The following is a 14,314-nucleotide window of genomic DNA, read 5'->3' as shown; positions in this document are numbered from 1 at the left end:
GGCACGACACCGGGGCAGGACGGGGTGGCGCACGCGGTCGTCGTGGGCGCCGCCGTCGGCCGTGGCCGCATTCACCTCCGTCGACACCCGCGACGCGCGGGCGCATCCCGGGGTGCTGCGGTCGGCTGACCGAGGCCGAGGCGGGCCGGTTCCGGTCGGCGGCCCAGGAGGCGAGCAGGCGCGGCCGCTCGTGGGTCGGGGAGCCGGGGAAGGCGGTCCGGACGGTCAGGTGCTGGTCGGGGTCGGTGTGGGCGGTGAGGGTGTCCCGGTCCAGGACGAGTTCGCCGACGACCGGATGGCTCCCGGGATGCCTGCCTCCCCGGATACGGTTCCCTGTCGGCTCGCTCAGCGAGGCGGCCCACCGGCCGTGCGCATGGGCGAACCGCTTCGGGCCGGGGGCAGCGGCAGACGGGTCCGCCGGCGGTAAGCCTTCCAGTCCGCGTACAGGCCGGGCAGCAGAGTCCCGGCGAGCAGGAGCAGCGGGATCACGACAGCGGCTGTCACGGCAGCTTCTCCTTTCCGGATCACGGTGTCGGACGGAGCACGCGGGAGCATGCGGCTACACAGCGCTGTTCACTCATATACAACGAGGCAAGGAATATGACAACGCGCGAATGGCTTTCTTGACAGTAAGAGGCTCAACCCGGAGGTGGTGGCGGTGCGGTTGCGGGCGTCTCCCCACGGTGATCAACTCCTGGTCCGCCTGCCCTGGCGGATGGCCGTGGCCGCGCGGCGGCGGACTGTGAGGGTGCCGGTCGGTGCCCTGTCGCAGGTGCGGGTCGAGCCGTCCTGGTGGCGGGCGTTGCGGATCGGCGCGCCGGGCCGGCACCCCTGTTTCCGCCCGGGGCGGTGGTGTGCCGGGGAGCTGGTGCACGCCAACGGCCGTGACTTCGTCGCGCTGATCGAGGGCCGGCCCGCCCTGATCGTCGACTTCCACCCGTGGCAGAGCCCCTACGCCCGCCTCGCGTTGTCCGTCCGCGACCCGCAGGGGCTCGCGGAGCTGCTGCTGAATCACGCGGCATGCAGCGGCTCGCCGCCGACCCCAGGCCGGCGTACGGCGACGACACGGACACCCTGATCACCGAACGGCCTGTGGCGGAGCAGCGCACCACAGCCGCCGGTGTTCCAGGGGCCGGCGGCGCCACGCGGACTCCGGCGCCTGCGAGCGGTCGTCACGGGTGGGAGCTCAGCCGCTCGATGGCCTCCAGGACCCCCTTGCGCCGGGCGTGCGTGCGCTCGTAACCCTGGAGAACCTGCAGCTCGGACTCGGAGAGCGTGGGGAGGCGCCGCTCGATCTCCTCCACGCTGAGCTGGCTGAAGCCGACGAGGGGCAGGCTCTCCTCACTGCTCACCGCTCCTTGGACCTGCTCGGCGGCGGCGGTCACTCCGGTTCTCTCTCCCGCGGGCTCCTCGGCTTCCCCGGGGTGCTGTCCGGGGCGCGCCGCGTGGCGCAGCAGGTCGGCGACGGCCAGCAGCGGGCGGGTGGCCCGGTGGGCGAGGCCGCCGTTCGCCGTCTGTTCCACGCGGAAACTGTCGCCGGCGGCGGCCACGGCCCGTGCCTGGCGGGCGAGGCTGTCCTCCAGCTGGGCCAGCAGCTCCCGGTCGTGGTGGCGCATCTCCAGAAACAGGTCGAGGGTGACGCGGTCCTGAGCCTGGTCGGCGAGGACCTCGCCGGCCTGGGTGGTCGCGAGGGCCCGGGCCGCGGCGGCGTACTCCGCCTCGGTGTTCTTCAGCAGCTGCCGCTCGTCGGACGGCCCCCGGCCGCGCATCACGCCCGCCACGGCCCTCTGCCCGAGGGCCAGCGGGAGCGTGACCGTCCTCACCGTGGTGCGGGCGGCGAACCGCGCCATGTCCGTCACGCCGCCGAGCAGGCCGCGGGGCCGCAGCCCGCGGAGGTGTAGTTCGATGCTGTGCAGCTGGTCCTGCAGGTCGTCGGCCTGGCGTTGCAGCATCTGCCGGTGGGGGCCGGGCGGGGCGGCCTCCGCATCCGCCCGTAGTCGGTCGCGCGCTGCGGCATGGGCATGCTGGGCATCCTCCAGCGCCGGTACCAAGGTTTGCGTCATCGCCATGGGGGCTGCTCCCTGCGGGGATCGGGCGGCGTTCAGCCGCGCAGGAGTACGGCCACCCGGCCGGCCGTGAGCCGGCGGCCGAGCAACCGCGCCCATCCTGCGAGACCCGCGCCAAGATCGCCCGCCGGGAGCGTGCCCGCGCTCGGGCAGGAACGGTGCCGGCGCCCGGCCTTCTCCGCGCCGGCGCAGGCACGGGGGTGCTTTTCAGGCGGTTCGGCTGTCCGGGTGAGGCGCAGGGGCAGGGCAGGAATTCCGCGCGGAGTCAGGATCGGCTCGGGTCCTCCGGCTCCCCGCCGTCGGTGTCGAAGACCTTGGTCCAGGTGGCACCGCAGCGGCAGCGCGAGTACTCGACCAGTTCCCCCTCTTCGGACACGCTCAGCCCCTGGCTGAGCCGCACATGCACATGATCACCCATGAGGAGCCGCCTTCCGTGACGCCCGTCGTCCGCTCATCGTGTGAGCTGCCCGCTTTCGTCGGCAATGCCGCAGGTCACACCGTGAGCGCTGACCGATGTGTGCCGCACGGGCACGGGGACGTGCCGGACACCTCCGGCCGGGAGTCCGCGGGTTCGGTGATCACTGCACGGCACCCCCGGTGCGGTCGGTGAGTGACGTGCGGGGCGCTGCCAGGGCGGCGTCGAGGGAGGGATGGACGGCGAGGGCCTCGGCGAGCCCGCTGGTGTGCAGGAGCCGCTCCACCCGCCCTTCGGGGCATACCAGGCGCAGTTCCCCCTGGTCGTCGTCCAGCAGGGCGCGGACGGACAGGAGGGCGCCGAGGCCGCCGGCATCCGCCCAGGTCAGCTCGGTCAGGTCGACGATCAGGTTGAGCAGGTGGCGGTGCTTCGCGGTGACGGCGGCCACGAAGTCGCACAGCTCCCGGCCGGTGCCGGTGTCCAGGGCCCCTTTGATCTCCATCACGGCCCAGCCGTTCTCCCAGTGCGAGGCGAGGAACAGAGCCATGGTCCTCACTCCTGCCGTTCAGCGCCTGCCGGGGGCCGCGGTACAAGACCTGGATCAAGTCTATTTCCACCGGCGGGCAAGGGCGTAGCCGTAGCCCCGGCCGTCCCGCCGGCGCGGCACGGGCCGGACCCGTGATCGCAGCGCCGCTCACCGCGCGACCCTCCGGGAGCCGGCGGCCGAGACCGCGTGCGACCCCGCCGCCGGCAGGCTCCGCGTCGAGCCCGGCGCCGACGCGGAGCCGTCCTCGTGCCGCCGCCCGGCCCGTGGGCGTCAGTTCCGGTGGTTCAGGCGGGCGCACCAGGACTGGACCCGGGCCCGGACCAGGGAGGCGACGACGAGCTCGGTGAGCCGGAGACCCCTGGGGAACCCGGCACCGGCAAGACCAGCCTCCTGTGGAACCTCACCACGCGGCTCACCGGCCGCTCCTCCCTCCCGGACCCCGCGGCGGAGACGATGCCGAATTCCGGGTCGGCGAGTCCCGCGACGGCGAGTCACGACCCCGTGCGCGACGACGCGTTGCGCTGGCTCGCGGACAGCCCCTACCTCGCCCAGGCGACCATGCGGCTCCGCGACTCGGCCGTACGGCACCGCCGGACCCCGCCGACCGACCCGGCGTGGCCTGAGGCACTGCCCGGCGCCGGCGACCCGGAGCACGCGGAGGGCACCCTCGACCGATGACGCCGGGACCGCATGCCGGGCACCGGGTACTGCACCCGCCTCACCCTTGGCCCGGGCGCTTCGTGAGCGTGGTGAAGCGGTCGACGTCGATGTTGCCGCCGGACGCGATGACGCCGATCCGCCGCGGCGGGTCGGTGACGCGTCCGGCCAGCAGGGCGGCCAGGGGCGTGGCGCCGCTGGGCTCCAGGACGATCTTCAGCCGCTCGAAGGCGAAACGCATCGCGGTGACGATCTCGTCGTCGCTGACGAGGGCGATCGAGTCCACCAGGCGCTGGACGACGGGGAAGGTGATCTCGCCGGGCGTGGGCAGGGCCTGGCCGTCGGCGATGGTGCGGGGGACCGGGACGGTGACGCGCGCGCCGGCCTGCAGGGAGCGCCTGGTGTCGTCACTCGCCTCCGGTTCGACACCGATGACGCGGATCCCGGGGTGCAGTGCCGTCGCGGCGGTGGCACTGCCGGCGATGAGGCCGCCGCCGCCCACGGGCACCAGGAGGGCGTCCAACGGGCCGGTCTCCTCCAGCAGTTCCAGGGCCGCGGTGCCCTGGCCGGCGATGACGTGGGGGTGGTCGTAGGGCGGGATCAGGGCCAGGCCGCGGTCCTCGGCCAGGGCGTGACCCAGCGCGGTGCGGTCCTGGGCGTAGCGGTCGTAGGTGACGATCTCCGCCCCGTATCCGGCGGTCGCCTCCAGCTTGGAGCGCGGGGCGTCCTCGGGCATCAGGATGACGGCGGTGGTGCCCAGTTCACGGGCGGCGAGGGCGGTGGCCTGGGCGTGGTTGCCGGAGGAGTACGCCGCGATGCCCTTCGCCAGCTGGTCCGGCGGGAGCTGGGCGGCGGCGTTGTAGGCGCCGCGGAACTTGAAGGCACCGATCCGCTGGAAGTTCTCGGCCTTGATGAACACCTCCGCCCCGACAAGGGCGTTCAGGGTGCGGGAGGTGAGGACCGGCGTGCGGTGGGCGATGCCCTCCAGGCGCGCGGCGGCCTCGCGGACGTCGGCGAACGAAACGGGCAGGGGGGCGGCGGCCATGGGAGTCCTCGCTGTGTCGTTGGCGGGGGGAGGGGAGGAGCGGGTCACCAGCCGGTGACGCGCGGCCAGTACGCCTCGACCGCCGGCGCGGGCGCTGCCGTGCCGCGGGTGCCGTCGATGACGTGGTAGCCGTGGTGCTGGGCGGCGGTGGCGCAGGCGTGGTTGGGCAGGAGGCGCAGACGGGTGCCGATGGGCAGCTCGGGCAGGGCGGCGCCGTTGCGGGCGGTGAGGGTGCCGTGTTCCTGGCTGGCGGCGGTCATGACCAGGTCCGGGATCAGGGTGCCGCTCAGGTCGGTGACCAGGCCGTAACCCTGGTCCTGCGGCTGGGCGGCGGTGCCGCGGTCCCGGGACATGGCCATCCAGCCGCCGTCGGTGACGATCCAGCCGTACTCGGGGCGGTGGCCGATGACGGTGACCACCACCGACAGGGCGAGGTCGTCCAGGTCGCACACGCCGAGGCCCGCCATCACCAGGTCGAAGAAGACGTAATTGCCGGCGCGGAGTTCGGTGACCCCGGTGAGGTCGTCGGCGGCGTGGGCGGTGGGGGTGGAGCCCACGCTGACCGTGGGCACGGGCAGACCGGCCGCGCGGAGCCGCTGAGCCGCGGCGACCGCGGCGTCGCGCTCGTTCCGCGCCGCCTCTCGCCGTTCCTCGGGAGTGTGGCAGAAGTACGACTCGCCCGCGTGGGTCAGCACGCCGTCCAGGCAGCCCGCGTCGTGCAGGACGCGGGCGATCCCGGCAAGCCCCGGGGCGTCGGGCCTGAGACCGCCGCGGTGGCCGTCGCAGTCGATCTCGATCAGCGCGGGGAGGGCGACGCCGGCCTCCCGCGCGGCCGCGGTGACGAACGCCGCCTGCTCGGTGCTGTCCAGCAGGACGCGCAGGGTGACGCCGCGCCGCGACAGGGCGACCACACGCGGGAGTTTGTGCGGTTCGATACCGACGGCATAGGTGATGTCGCGGTGACCGGCGTCGGCGAACGCCTCGGCCTCGGCGAGGGTGGAGACGGTGACGGGGCCGGGGCCGCCGTCGTGCAGGAGGGCGGCCGCGTCGAGGCTCTTGGCCGTCTTCACGTGCGGGCGCAGCGCGACCCCGAGCCGGTCCGCCCTCGCCCGCAGCCGGGCGATGTTGCGACGGGCACGGTGCACGTCGACGACGGCGAACGGGGTGTCGGGGTCGGCCAGCGTCCGGGCGGTGGGGGCGGCGGCGGTGGACATGGTCAGGTGCCCCTTCACTTCGTGTAGTTGTAGACCGTGGCCCGGGACACGCCGAGCAGGTCCGCGATGGTCTGCGCGGCGTCGCGCGAGTCGAAGTAGCCGTCCCGCTGCAACTGCCGTACGAGCGCCCTCTTGTCCTCCCGGCTCAGTGAGCGGGGGGTGGCGGCGCGCTCGGCGGCGTGGGCCTCGACCGCTTGGCGCAGCTCGCGCGCGTTGCGGTCCCGCAGCGTCTCCAGCGGCTGGTCGCGGTGCTCGGTGTCCGTGGCCACGAGGTTGGACAACGCGAGGGTCACCGGGGACAGGACGGACACGTCGAGGTTCAGGCACAGGGCCGCGACGTACTCCCCGGCGGCGTTCTTGATGCCGATGGACGTGGACTTCGCCGGGCGGCCGTCCGGGAACCGGTTGGGATAGTTCTGGATGACGCTGGGGTACTGCGGGTCGGCGATACGGGCCAGCCCCAACTCGGTGGCCGAGTCGCCCACCTGACGGCCCGACAGGTTGTTCTCGATCGCGCGGATGGCGTGGTCCGGATCCCGCAGGTCGTGCAGCACCACCTCGCACAGGCCGGGAAACATGCGGCCCAGCGCCACGGCGATCTTCTCGGCCTCCCGGATGAGGTGCTCGTCCGCGCCGTCCTCGTCCCTGCCGGCGTCGCCCACGCCCACCCCCGGTCGACTTCTAGTCCATCTCTGGATTTTGAGTCTAGGTAGTGGGGTGGGGCGCGTCAACCGACGGTCACCGGGGAAGGCGTGTATACCGGTTCGGTGCCTGCTCCGGCCCGCCACCGCCGTCAACCACCGTCTGGGCCAGGAACCTTGGGACAGAGCGGACAGAGCACGAGCACGATCGAGGACGTTCCACCGAGGGGGACACATGGCCGACCGCTCCGGCGCAGCGCACCGCTCGTGGCTGCGCGGCTTCCACCAGCCGACACCGGGTGCGCCGCGACTGCTCTGCCTGCCGCACGCCGGCGGCTCGGCGAGCTTCTACTTCCCCTTCTCCAAGGCGCTGTCGCCCGCGGTGGACGTCCGCGCGGTGCAGTACCCCGGCCGCCAGGACCGCCACTCGGAACCCCTGCTGGACTCCGTCCAGGAACTCGCGCAGGGGGTGTTTCACGCGCTGGACGAGCGGGACGGCACGCCTCTCGCCCTGTTCGGGCACAGCATGGGCGCCATGGTCGGCTTCGAACTGGCCCGGCTGCTGGAGGCCGCCGGCCGGCCCCCCGCGGTGTTCTTCGTCTCCGGCCGCCGGGGCCCGTCCGTCGAGCGGACCGAGACCGTCCACCAGGGCGACGACGCGCGGCTGATCGAGGAGGTCACCAAGCTCGACGGCACCCACGCGGCCCTGCTGCAGGACGAGGAGATGCTGCGCATGATCCTGCCCGTGCTGCGCGCCGACTACCGCGCGGTGGAGACGTATCGGCACACCCCCGGGCCGCGGCTGAGCTGCCCCGTCGTCGCGCTGACGGGCGACGCCGACCCCCGGGTGACCCCCGAGGAGGCCCGGACCTGGTCCCAGGAGACCGACGGGCCGTTCGAGCTCCACGTGTACCCGGGAGGCCACTTCTACCTGGTGGCGCAGCAGCAGGCCGTACTGTCCCGCATCGAGGCCACGCTACGGCGGCCCGGTCCGGGCACCGGAGCCGCCCGACCCCGGGATCCCCGGCGGAACCGCGACGCGGGCGGCACCGGTGCCACCGGTGCCGCCCCGGCGGTGCGCGTCAGCCGAGAACCTTGGCGGACTCGATGACCACGGGCTCCGTCGGGACGTCCTGGTGGCCGCCCCGGCTGCCCGTCTTGACCCCCTTGATGGAGTCGACGACGTCCTGGCCCTCGGTGACCTTGCCGAACACGGCGTAGCCCCAGCCGGTCGGGGTCTTCGCCGAGTAATTGAGGAAGGCGTTGTCCGAAACGTTGATGAAGAACTGCGCCGTCGCGGAGTGCGGGTCGTTCGTCCGCGCCATCGCCAGGGTGTAGTTGTTGTTCTTCAGCCCGTTGTCGGCCTCATTCTGGATCGGCGCCTGGGTGGGCTTCTGGGTCATGTCCGGGGTGAAACCGCCGCCCTGGATCATAAAGCCGTTAATTACCCGGTGGAAAATCGTGCCGTCGTAGTGACCGCTGCGCACGTACGACAGGAAGTTCTCGACGGTCTTCGGCGCCTCGGCGTCGTTGAGTTCCACCACGATCCGGCCGAAGTTGGTGTTCAGCTCGACGGTCGACATCAAAAATCTCCTTATTCCGGTGGGGCTTGCCCACGCCTACGCTACGGAATATACGACCACACGGCACACGCACCGTGTCGCAGCGCCCCAGGGTCCGAACGGCCATCCGGGTGTGTCAGGTCAGCGGGGGAGTGTCTCCGGGCGCCGGGGGCAGGGCCAGATGGGCCAGGTCTCCGGGCGGCGGTGTGGTCACCGGCCACAGCGGGGGTGCCTCCCCGTCGGCGAGCGCGGCCGGAGCGTCGGTGAGGTGCATGCGCTCGCGCAACCGGCCGTAGAAGTCCGTCGGACCGAGCCGCACCGCCTTGAGCCGGCGCGGAGCGGCGTACACGCCGATCCAGTCACCCGGGCTCAGCACCCCGCGCAGCTGGCCGTCGATGCTGACCGCGGCCTGGCCCGACCGTTCCAGCACGCGCAGCGCGATGGGCTCGTCCGGTGCGGCCACCACCGCCCGGTTGAACACCATGTGCGGGGCGACCGGCGTGAACACCAGGGCCTCCGCGCGGGGTGAGACCACCGGACCGCCCGCGGCGAAGCTGTACGCCGTCGAGCCCGTCGGCGTGGCCACCAGCAGCGCGTCGGCCGAGTAGTAGGCCAGGAGCCGGCCCGCCAGATACACCCCGACCGACACCTGCCGGTCCCGGGCCAGCTTCTCCACGACCACGTCGTTCAGCGCGGTGACGTTCAGGGCGACCCCCCAGTCGCCGCCCGCCTCGCAGTCCGTGCGCACCCGCGGCGGCGGCAGCATCGGTCCGCGGCCGTACCTGAGCAGTGCCTCCATGTGCGGGGGCACCTCCAGCCGGCACGATGCCCGCAGGGTGAGCAGCATCCGGCGTTCGACGCCGATCCGTTCCTCCCGTACGGCGTCCAGCGCGGCCCGCACCTGCGTGGCGGGCACCTCCGTGAGGAAGCCGACCCGGCCGAGGTCCACGCCGAGCACCAGGGCGTCGTTCTCGGCCGCCAGCCGGGCCCCGCGCAGGAACGTGCCGTCGCCCCCCAGGGTGACGATGAGATCCGGGTCGCCCGCGCTGTCGACCTCCTCGCGGGCACTGTGCCGGGCGCCCTCCTGCCACACGTCGATGTCCCGGCACCCCACCGCGTGCTCGGCGCACCACGCGCGCACGGTCCGCGCGGCGGCCACCGCCTCGGCGCGCCCGCCGTGCACGACCAGGCCGACACGGTTCACCGTCATACCCGCACACCCGCCTCCCGGTCGGCTCCGTACCGAGCGCCATCCTCGCCGCGGACCACGCCGGCCCGGCGCGCGCCACGCCGCCCGGTGGCCACCGCGCGGCCTTCCGTGCATGTCCGGCCCTGAATTGTCACCGGCGTGTCACAACAGCCGGACCAGGGAACCCGGGGCCCCGGCGCCCGGTCTGGTCCGGTGAGCACCGGCGCCCCGCCGGTCGCTCTGACCACACACCACGGACAACCGGGGGATCTCATGCATCACCGACACACCAGCCGCGTCGCCGGGGCGGCCCTGGCCGCCGTCGCCGCCACCCTGTCGCTGACGGCCTTCCAGCCGGCGAGCGGCACGGCAGCGGGCGCGGCCCCGGCTCCGAAGGCCCCCGCCGCCACCGTGGCGGCCGCGGCGACTGCCGGGTCGGCCGAGGCCGCCGCGCCCGTCCGCGTCTCCCTGGTCGCCCACACCACCTCCCTTGCCACGCCGGCCTGTGCGGCCAAGGCGCTGAAGGTGTCGGCGTACCAGTCCGCCGTCCGGCCGCGGGGCACGGGCACCGGGGCCGCGGTCGTCCAGTTCAAGAACGTCTCCTCGGCGGCGTGCGTGCTGCGCGGCCACCCGACGGTGGCCGGGGCGGGCAACGGTTCGCCGCAGCGGTCCGTTCCGCTGAAGGTGACCCCCAAGGGCACCGCGACCACCGTGCGCCTCGCACCGGGTGGCAAGGCGTGGCTGAAGCTGACCTTCGTACAGGTGCAGGGCGAGGCGGACGGATACTGCGTCTCCGGCGCGACCCCGTCCGTGTTCCCGACCATGGTGATCGGCCTGCCGGGTGCGGGCAAGCACCAGGTCGCCCTGGACGACGGCTGGCTCGCCGAGTGCGACAACAAGGTCACCGCGACGGCGGTGTCGAAGGTGAAGCCCGCCTGACCCTTCCGTGCCGGGGACGCGGGGTCAGTCCCGGTCCCCGGCGAGGAACGGTTCCAGGAGCTCCAGCAGCGCCTTCGGGCGGTCCAGCGGGACGATGTGGCCGCAGTCCGGGATCAGCCGGCCGGTCAGCCGGTCGGCGTACGGGCGCAGTTGGCGTTCCAGCGCGCGGCCGACCGGGTGGGCGCCGATCGTGAGCGCGGGGACGGTGAGGCGGGTGCCGGCCACCGCCTCCCGGATCTGCCGGGCGGTGACCGGCAGGGCCCGGTACGGCTCGAACGCGGCCCGCAGCGCCTCGCTCCCGCCGTAGGCGCGGACGAACTCCGCCCTACGCCTCCTCCTGCCCCGCGAGTACGGTCTCCGCGAGGCCCGGTTCGGCGTGGAAGCCGAACCACCACGGCGGCCCGCCCGCCAGGAACTCCTCGGCGCCCGGGAGATCGCCCAGCAGCGACTCCATCAGCACCAGCCGCCGTATCCGTCCGGGCTGCCGCACGGCCAGCAGGAACGCGGGCGGGGCGCCGAGGTCGATGCCGACCACGGCGGCCGGGCCGGCGTCGAGCGCCTCCAGCAGGGCCCCGGCGTCGGCGGCGAGCGTTCCGGCGTCGTAGCCGTCGGCCGGCCGGTCGCTGTCGCCGAATCCCCGCAGGTCCGGTGCGATCACCCGGTGGTGGCGGGCCAGTGGGCCGATGACCTCGGTCCACAGCCGCCAGGTGTGCGGGAAACCGTGCAGCAGCAGGACGGCCGGTCCCCGACCGGCCGTGGCGACGTTGAGCCCGACGCCGTTGACGGTGACCTGGCGCAGCCGCACGCCCGGGACGGAGTGGACGGTCATGATCGATCCTCTGGGTAACCAATGGTGACAAGGAAACGATAGGTAACTAATCTCGGCATCAACAGACGGCACTTTTCGGTGAGTTGGTGAGCTTCAGGTGACCTCCCAGGCCAAGGACGCCCCCACCGAGCGCGGTGACCTGTTCGACCCCGCGTGCCCGACGCGCCGGCTGCTCGACCGGATCGGCACGAAGTGGACGTCGATGGCGGTGAAGGTGCTGGCGGAGGCGGCCCCGGGCGAGGTGCGCTTCGCCGAGCTGCTGCGCCGGATGCCCGGCGTCTCCCGGAAGATGCTGTCCGTGACCCTGCAGAACCTGGTCCGGGACGGCCTGGTCGCACGCCGGGTCGAGCCCTCCGTACCGCCCGCCGTGCACTACCGCCTCACCGCACTCGGCCTGTCGCTCGACACCGTCCTCGCCGCCGTCCGGGACTGGGCCGAGGAGCACATGGCCGAGGTGGACCGGGCCAACGAGCTGAGCGACGGTCAGGGGGACCGGCCGGAATCCGCCGTGGTGTGACCTTCTTCCTTGCGGCCCTGCCCCCGCTGCTGTGAGTCTCCCGTCGAACGATTTTCCGAAGAACTGTTATCGGCACCGCACCAGGCGGTCTCCCAGGTAACGGACAGCATCGTTCGGCGTCGAGGACAGGGAAGTTCTGATGAGGACACAGCACACGGTGGACACGGCGGCACTGGTGACGGCCGCCCGAGCGGGGGACCCGGCGGCCCAGGACGCCCTGGTCAGCGCCTATCTCCCGCTGGTGTACAACATCGTGGGCCGCGCCCTGAACGGTTCCGTCGACGTCGACGACGTGGTCCAGGAGACCATGCTCCGGGCCCTCGGCTCGCTCGGTGACCTGCGCAACCCGGAGAGCTTCCGCTCCTGGCTCGTGGCCATCGCGATGAACCGGGTCCGGGCCCACTGGCAGGACCGCCGGCTCGCCCCGGACGCCGTGGAGGAGGCCGCTGACGTCGCCGATCCTGGCGCCGACTTCGTCGACCTGACCATCGTCCGGCTCCAGCTGTCCGGCCAGCGCCAGGAGACCGCGCGTGCCACCCGCTGGCTGGAGCCGGACGACCGGGAGGTGCTGTCGCTGTGGTGGCTGGAGTGCGCCGGCGAGCTGACCCGGACCGAGGTCGCCGCGGCCCTCGGGGTGTCCCCGCAGCACACCGCGGTACGGGTGCAGCGGATGAAGGCGCGGCTGGAGGCGGCCCGGGTGGTGGTACGGGCGTTGGACACCCGGCCCGCCTGTGCGGAGCTGCACGGGGTGCTGGCCGCCTGGGACGGCCTGCCCTCCGCCCTCTGGCGCAAGCGCATAGCCCGGCACGCCCGCGAGTGCGTACGCTGCGGCGGCCTGTGGAGCGGCCTGCTGCCCGCCGAGGGCCTGCTGGCCGGGCTGGCCCTGGTCGGGGTGTCGTCGGCGCTGCTCACCACGACCCGGTCCGCCGTGACCGGCATGACCGCGGCGGGCTCCGCCGTACCGGTGCCCGCCCACGCCGGATCCTCCCACCCGACCGTGGACGCGGGCACCGGCGAACCGGCCCAGGAAGCCTTCGGATCCGGGCAGGGCACCGCCGGAGCGGACCAGGGTGCCGTCGTCGCCGACCAGGAAGCCGCCGGAGCCGGACACGGCACCGCCGGCACCGGCCCAGCTGACCCGGTCGGGGTGAGCGCCTCCCGTCGCCGTACGACCGGCCGCGGTGAGGCGCGGCGCCGGCGGCGGGTCCGGCGCCGGGCCGTCGGCGGTGCCGTGGTGGCGGCCTGTGTGGCGGGCGGCGGCCTCTGGTACTTCGGCACCGACTCCGGACGGCCGCAGCCCAGGGAGACGACCGCCGCGCGGACCGCCGGCGCTCCCGCCGTGGACCTCGCGGAGCCCAGCGCCGCCGAGACCTCGGCGTCGCCCTCGGCGTCCGCGTCGCCGTCACCGTCGCACTCGAAGAAGCCGAGCCCCTCCAAGAGCCCCCGGCCGGCGCGGAAGAGCAGCACGCCGAAGGCCGAGCGGCCCGCGCCCGCGACCACGTCGGCCTCCCGCGCCCCGCAGGCCCAGCCGGCGCCCGCCGGGACGGTGGCGCAGGTGGTCGCGCTGGTGAACAAGGAGCGGGCGACCGCCGGTTGCGGCCCGGTCACCGAGGACCCGCAACTCGACAAGGCCGCCCAGGGCCACTCCGACGACATGGCCGCGCGCGGCTTCTTCGACCACACCAACCCGGACGGCGCGGGCCCCGGCGAACGCATCACCGCGGCCGGCTACCGCTGGTCCACGTACGGCGAGAACATAGCCAGGGGTCAGCAGACCCCGCAGGCGGTGATGGACTCCTGGATGAACAGCCCGGGCCACCGGGCCAACATCCTCAACTGTTCGTTCAAGAACATCGGCGTGGGCGTCCACGACGGCCAGGGCGGCCCGTGGTGGACCCAGGCCTTCGGCGCCAAGCTGTGAGCCTATGAGCCACTGCCCGGCGTGTGCCCGAAGGCGCGCCGGAAGACGTCGATGAACGCGCTGGCCGAGGACCAGCCGCAGCGGTGGGCCACCGTGGTCACCGGCGTCCCCTCGGCCAGCAGGACCAGCGCGTGGTGCAGCCGCAGCTGGGTGCGCCACTGCGGGAACGTCATCCCGAGGTCCCGGCGGAACAGCCGGGAGAGGGTACGGTCGCTCGCCCCGACCTCCCGGCCCAGCTCCGCCAGCGTGCGGCCGTCGGCGGGATCGGCGCGCAGGATGTCGCACAGCGCGCGCAGCACCGGTGAGCCGGGCGTCGGCAGGTGCAGCGGCTGCTGGGGCGAGGCGCGCAGCTGGTCCAGCAACACCGCGCGCAGCCGCGCCCGTTCGGGACTGCCGTCCTCGGGGCCGCGGGTGTGGGCGACGATCAGTTCGCGCAGCAGCGGGCTCACGGCCAGGACGGTCGGCGTGTCCAGCCCGAGCGGGTTCTCGTGCGCGGGCAGCCCCACCAGGTGCAGTTCGAGCGCGCCGTGCGCCTGGTGGGCGTGCACGGTGCCGGCCGGTACCCACAGGGCGCGGGTGGCCGGGGCGATCCAGGACCCCGCGTCGGTGGTCACGGCCAGTACACCCCGGCCCGCGTAGACGATCTGGTGGTCGTCGTGCCGGTGGGCGGCTATGGCCGCGCCGGACGCGAGCCACTGGGTGCGGGTGGGGGCCACCGGGTCATGGCGGATCTCCGTCATCACCTGGCAGATTATCGAAAGCGCGACGGCCC

At 73.6% G+C, this 14,314-nt stretch carries 16 protein-coding genes and 2 pseudogenes; 6 read left to right on the top strand and 12 right to left on the bottom strand.

Features of this window, described 5'->3' with window-relative positions; translation table 11 throughout:
- Nucleotides 1–130 precede the first annotated feature (130 nt).
- Both S1361_RS04205 and S1361_RS04200 read right to left on the bottom strand, forming a co-directional pair.
- A pseudogene (locus S1361_RS04205) lies at nucleotides 131–349 on the bottom strand (MmyB family transcriptional regulator); the annotation flags it as partial.
- Nucleotides 346–504, bottom strand: coding sequence for a hypothetical protein (locus S1361_RS04200; RefSeq protein ID WP_208030495.1), 159 nt, complete (start codon nucleotides 502–504; stop codon nucleotides 346–348). The gene S1361_RS04200 and the pseudogene S1361_RS04205, both read right to left, overlap by 4 nt.
- A 244-nt stretch (nucleotides 505–748) precedes the next feature.
- Here S1361_RS04200 and S1361_RS04195 point away from each other — a divergent pair, with 244 nt between their 5' ends.
- On the top strand, nucleotides 749–1,078 hold the full coding sequence (locus tag S1361_RS04195; RefSeq protein WP_208030494.1) for a hypothetical protein: 330 nt from the start codon (nucleotides 749–751) through the stop codon (nucleotides 1,076–1,078).
- Between the two features lie 94 nt (nucleotides 1,079–1,172).
- Here S1361_RS04195 and S1361_RS04190 read toward each other — a convergent pair whose 3' ends face one another.
- The 3 genes from S1361_RS04190 to S1361_RS04180 form a co-directional block, all read right to left on the bottom strand.
- The gene (locus S1361_RS04190; RefSeq protein ID WP_208030493.1) at nucleotides 1,173–2,069 is read right to left on the bottom strand and encodes a hypothetical protein; all 897 of its coding nucleotides are present in this window, start codon (nucleotides 2,067–2,069) and stop codon (nucleotides 1,173–1,175) included.
- Nucleotides 2,070–2,331: 262 nt separating this feature from the next.
- The gene (locus S1361_RS04185; RefSeq protein WP_208030492.1) at nucleotides 2,332–2,484 is read right to left on the bottom strand and encodes a hypothetical protein; all 153 of its coding nucleotides are present in this window, start codon (nucleotides 2,482–2,484) and stop codon (nucleotides 2,332–2,334) included.
- 160 nt (nucleotides 2,485–2,644) lie between these two features.
- The gene (locus S1361_RS04180) at nucleotides 2,645–3,028 is read right to left on the bottom strand and encodes an STAS domain-containing protein (protein WP_208030491.1); all 384 of its coding nucleotides are present in this window, start codon (nucleotides 3,026–3,028) and stop codon (nucleotides 2,645–2,647) included.
- 279 nt (nucleotides 3,029–3,307) lie between these two features.
- On the opposite strand from S1361_RS04180, the gene S1361_RS04175 reads away from it, so the two are divergent.
- On the top strand, nucleotides 3,308–3,706 hold the full coding sequence (locus S1361_RS04175) for a hypothetical protein (protein WP_208030490.1): 399 nt from the start codon (nucleotides 3,308–3,310) through the stop codon (nucleotides 3,704–3,706).
- A 40-nt stretch (nucleotides 3,707–3,746) separates the two neighbouring features.
- Here the strand turns inward: S1361_RS04175 and S1361_RS04170 are convergent, their stop codons facing one another.
- From S1361_RS04170 to S1361_RS04160, 3 genes are read right to left on the bottom strand one after another with little or no spacing between them, the layout of a single operon-like run.
- Nucleotides 3,747–4,730: a threo-3-hydroxy-L-aspartate ammonia-lyase gene (locus tag S1361_RS04170; RefSeq protein ID WP_208030489.1), complete on the bottom strand. Its 984-nt coding sequence runs from the start codon at nucleotides 4,728–4,730 to the stop codon at nucleotides 3,747–3,749.
- Nucleotides 4,731–4,774: 44 nt separating this feature from the next.
- Nucleotides 4,775–5,944: a DSD1 family PLP-dependent enzyme gene (locus S1361_RS04165; RefSeq protein ID WP_208030488.1), complete on the bottom strand. Its 1,170-nt coding sequence runs from the start codon at nucleotides 5,942–5,944 to the stop codon at nucleotides 4,775–4,777.
- Between the two features lie 14 nt (nucleotides 5,945–5,958).
- Complete coding sequence (locus tag S1361_RS04160; protein ID WP_208030487.1) at nucleotides 5,959–6,606, bottom strand: helix-turn-helix transcriptional regulator; 648 nt, start codon at nucleotides 6,604–6,606, stop codon at nucleotides 5,959–5,961.
- Nucleotides 6,607–6,820: 214 nt separating this feature from the next.
- On the opposite strand from S1361_RS04160, the gene S1361_RS04155 reads away from it, so the two are divergent.
- Nucleotides 6,821–7,696, top strand: a complete 876-nt coding sequence (locus S1361_RS04155; protein ID WP_208030486.1) for a thioesterase II family protein — start codon at nucleotides 6,821–6,823, stop codon at nucleotides 7,694–7,696.
- On the opposite strand, the gene S1361_RS04150 is transcribed toward S1361_RS04155, so the two are convergent.
- Both S1361_RS04150 and S1361_RS04145 read right to left on the bottom strand, forming a co-directional pair.
- A complete protein-coding gene (locus S1361_RS04150) occupies nucleotides 7,668–8,168 on the bottom strand; it encodes a peptidylprolyl isomerase (RefSeq protein ID WP_208030485.1) in 501 nt (166 codons plus the stop codon). The genes S1361_RS04155 and S1361_RS04150 overlap by 29 nt on opposite strands.
- A 115-nt stretch (nucleotides 8,169–8,283) precedes the next feature.
- Nucleotides 8,284–9,357 (bottom strand): NAD(+)/NADH kinase, encoded by a 1,074-nt coding sequence (locus tag S1361_RS04145; RefSeq protein ID WP_208030484.1) that lies wholly within the window; start codon nucleotides 9,355–9,357, stop codon nucleotides 8,284–8,286.
- 252 nt (nucleotides 9,358–9,609) lie between these two features.
- On the opposite strand from S1361_RS04145, the gene S1361_RS04140 reads away from it, so the two are divergent.
- Nucleotides 9,610–10,275: a DUF4232 domain-containing protein gene (locus S1361_RS04140; RefSeq protein WP_208030483.1), complete on the top strand. Its 666-nt coding sequence runs from the start codon at nucleotides 9,610–9,612 to the stop codon at nucleotides 10,273–10,275.
- 24 nt (nucleotides 10,276–10,299) lie between these two features.
- Here the strand turns inward: S1361_RS04140 and S1361_RS04135 are convergent.
- Nucleotides 10,300–11,104, bottom strand: a pseudogene (locus tag S1361_RS04135) (alpha/beta fold hydrolase).
- A gap of 97 nt (nucleotides 11,105–11,201) precedes the next feature.
- Between S1361_RS04135 and S1361_RS04130 the strand changes: the two are divergent.
- Entirely contained in the window at nucleotides 11,202–11,621 is a 420-nt protein-coding gene (locus tag S1361_RS04130) for a winged helix-turn-helix transcriptional regulator (RefSeq protein WP_208030482.1), read from the top strand.
- Nucleotides 11,622–11,760: 139 nt separating this feature from the next.
- Complete coding sequence (locus S1361_RS04125; RefSeq protein WP_208030481.1) at nucleotides 11,761–13,542, top strand: sigma-70 family RNA polymerase sigma factor; 1,782 nt, start codon at nucleotides 11,761–11,763, stop codon at nucleotides 13,540–13,542.
- A gap of 2 nt (nucleotides 13,543–13,544) precedes the next feature.
- Here S1361_RS04125 and S1361_RS04120 read toward each other — a convergent pair whose 3' ends face one another.
- Nucleotides 13,545–14,282 carry an AraC family transcriptional regulator gene (locus S1361_RS04120; RefSeq protein WP_208030480.1) on the bottom strand — a complete coding sequence of 246 codons (738 nt, stop codon included), beginning with the start codon at nucleotides 14,280–14,282 and terminating at the stop codon, nucleotides 13,545–13,547.
- Between the last annotated feature and the right edge of the window lie 32 nt (nucleotides 14,283–14,314).

The organism is Streptomyces cyanogenus (assembly GCF_017526105.1).
In the GTDB taxonomy this organism is placed as follows: Bacteria; Actinomycetota; Actinomycetes; order Streptomycetales; family Streptomycetaceae; genus Streptomyces; species Streptomyces cyanogenus.
Note: the sequence above shows the minus strand (reverse complement) of the source record. Positions and strands in the feature narration are given on the sequence as shown.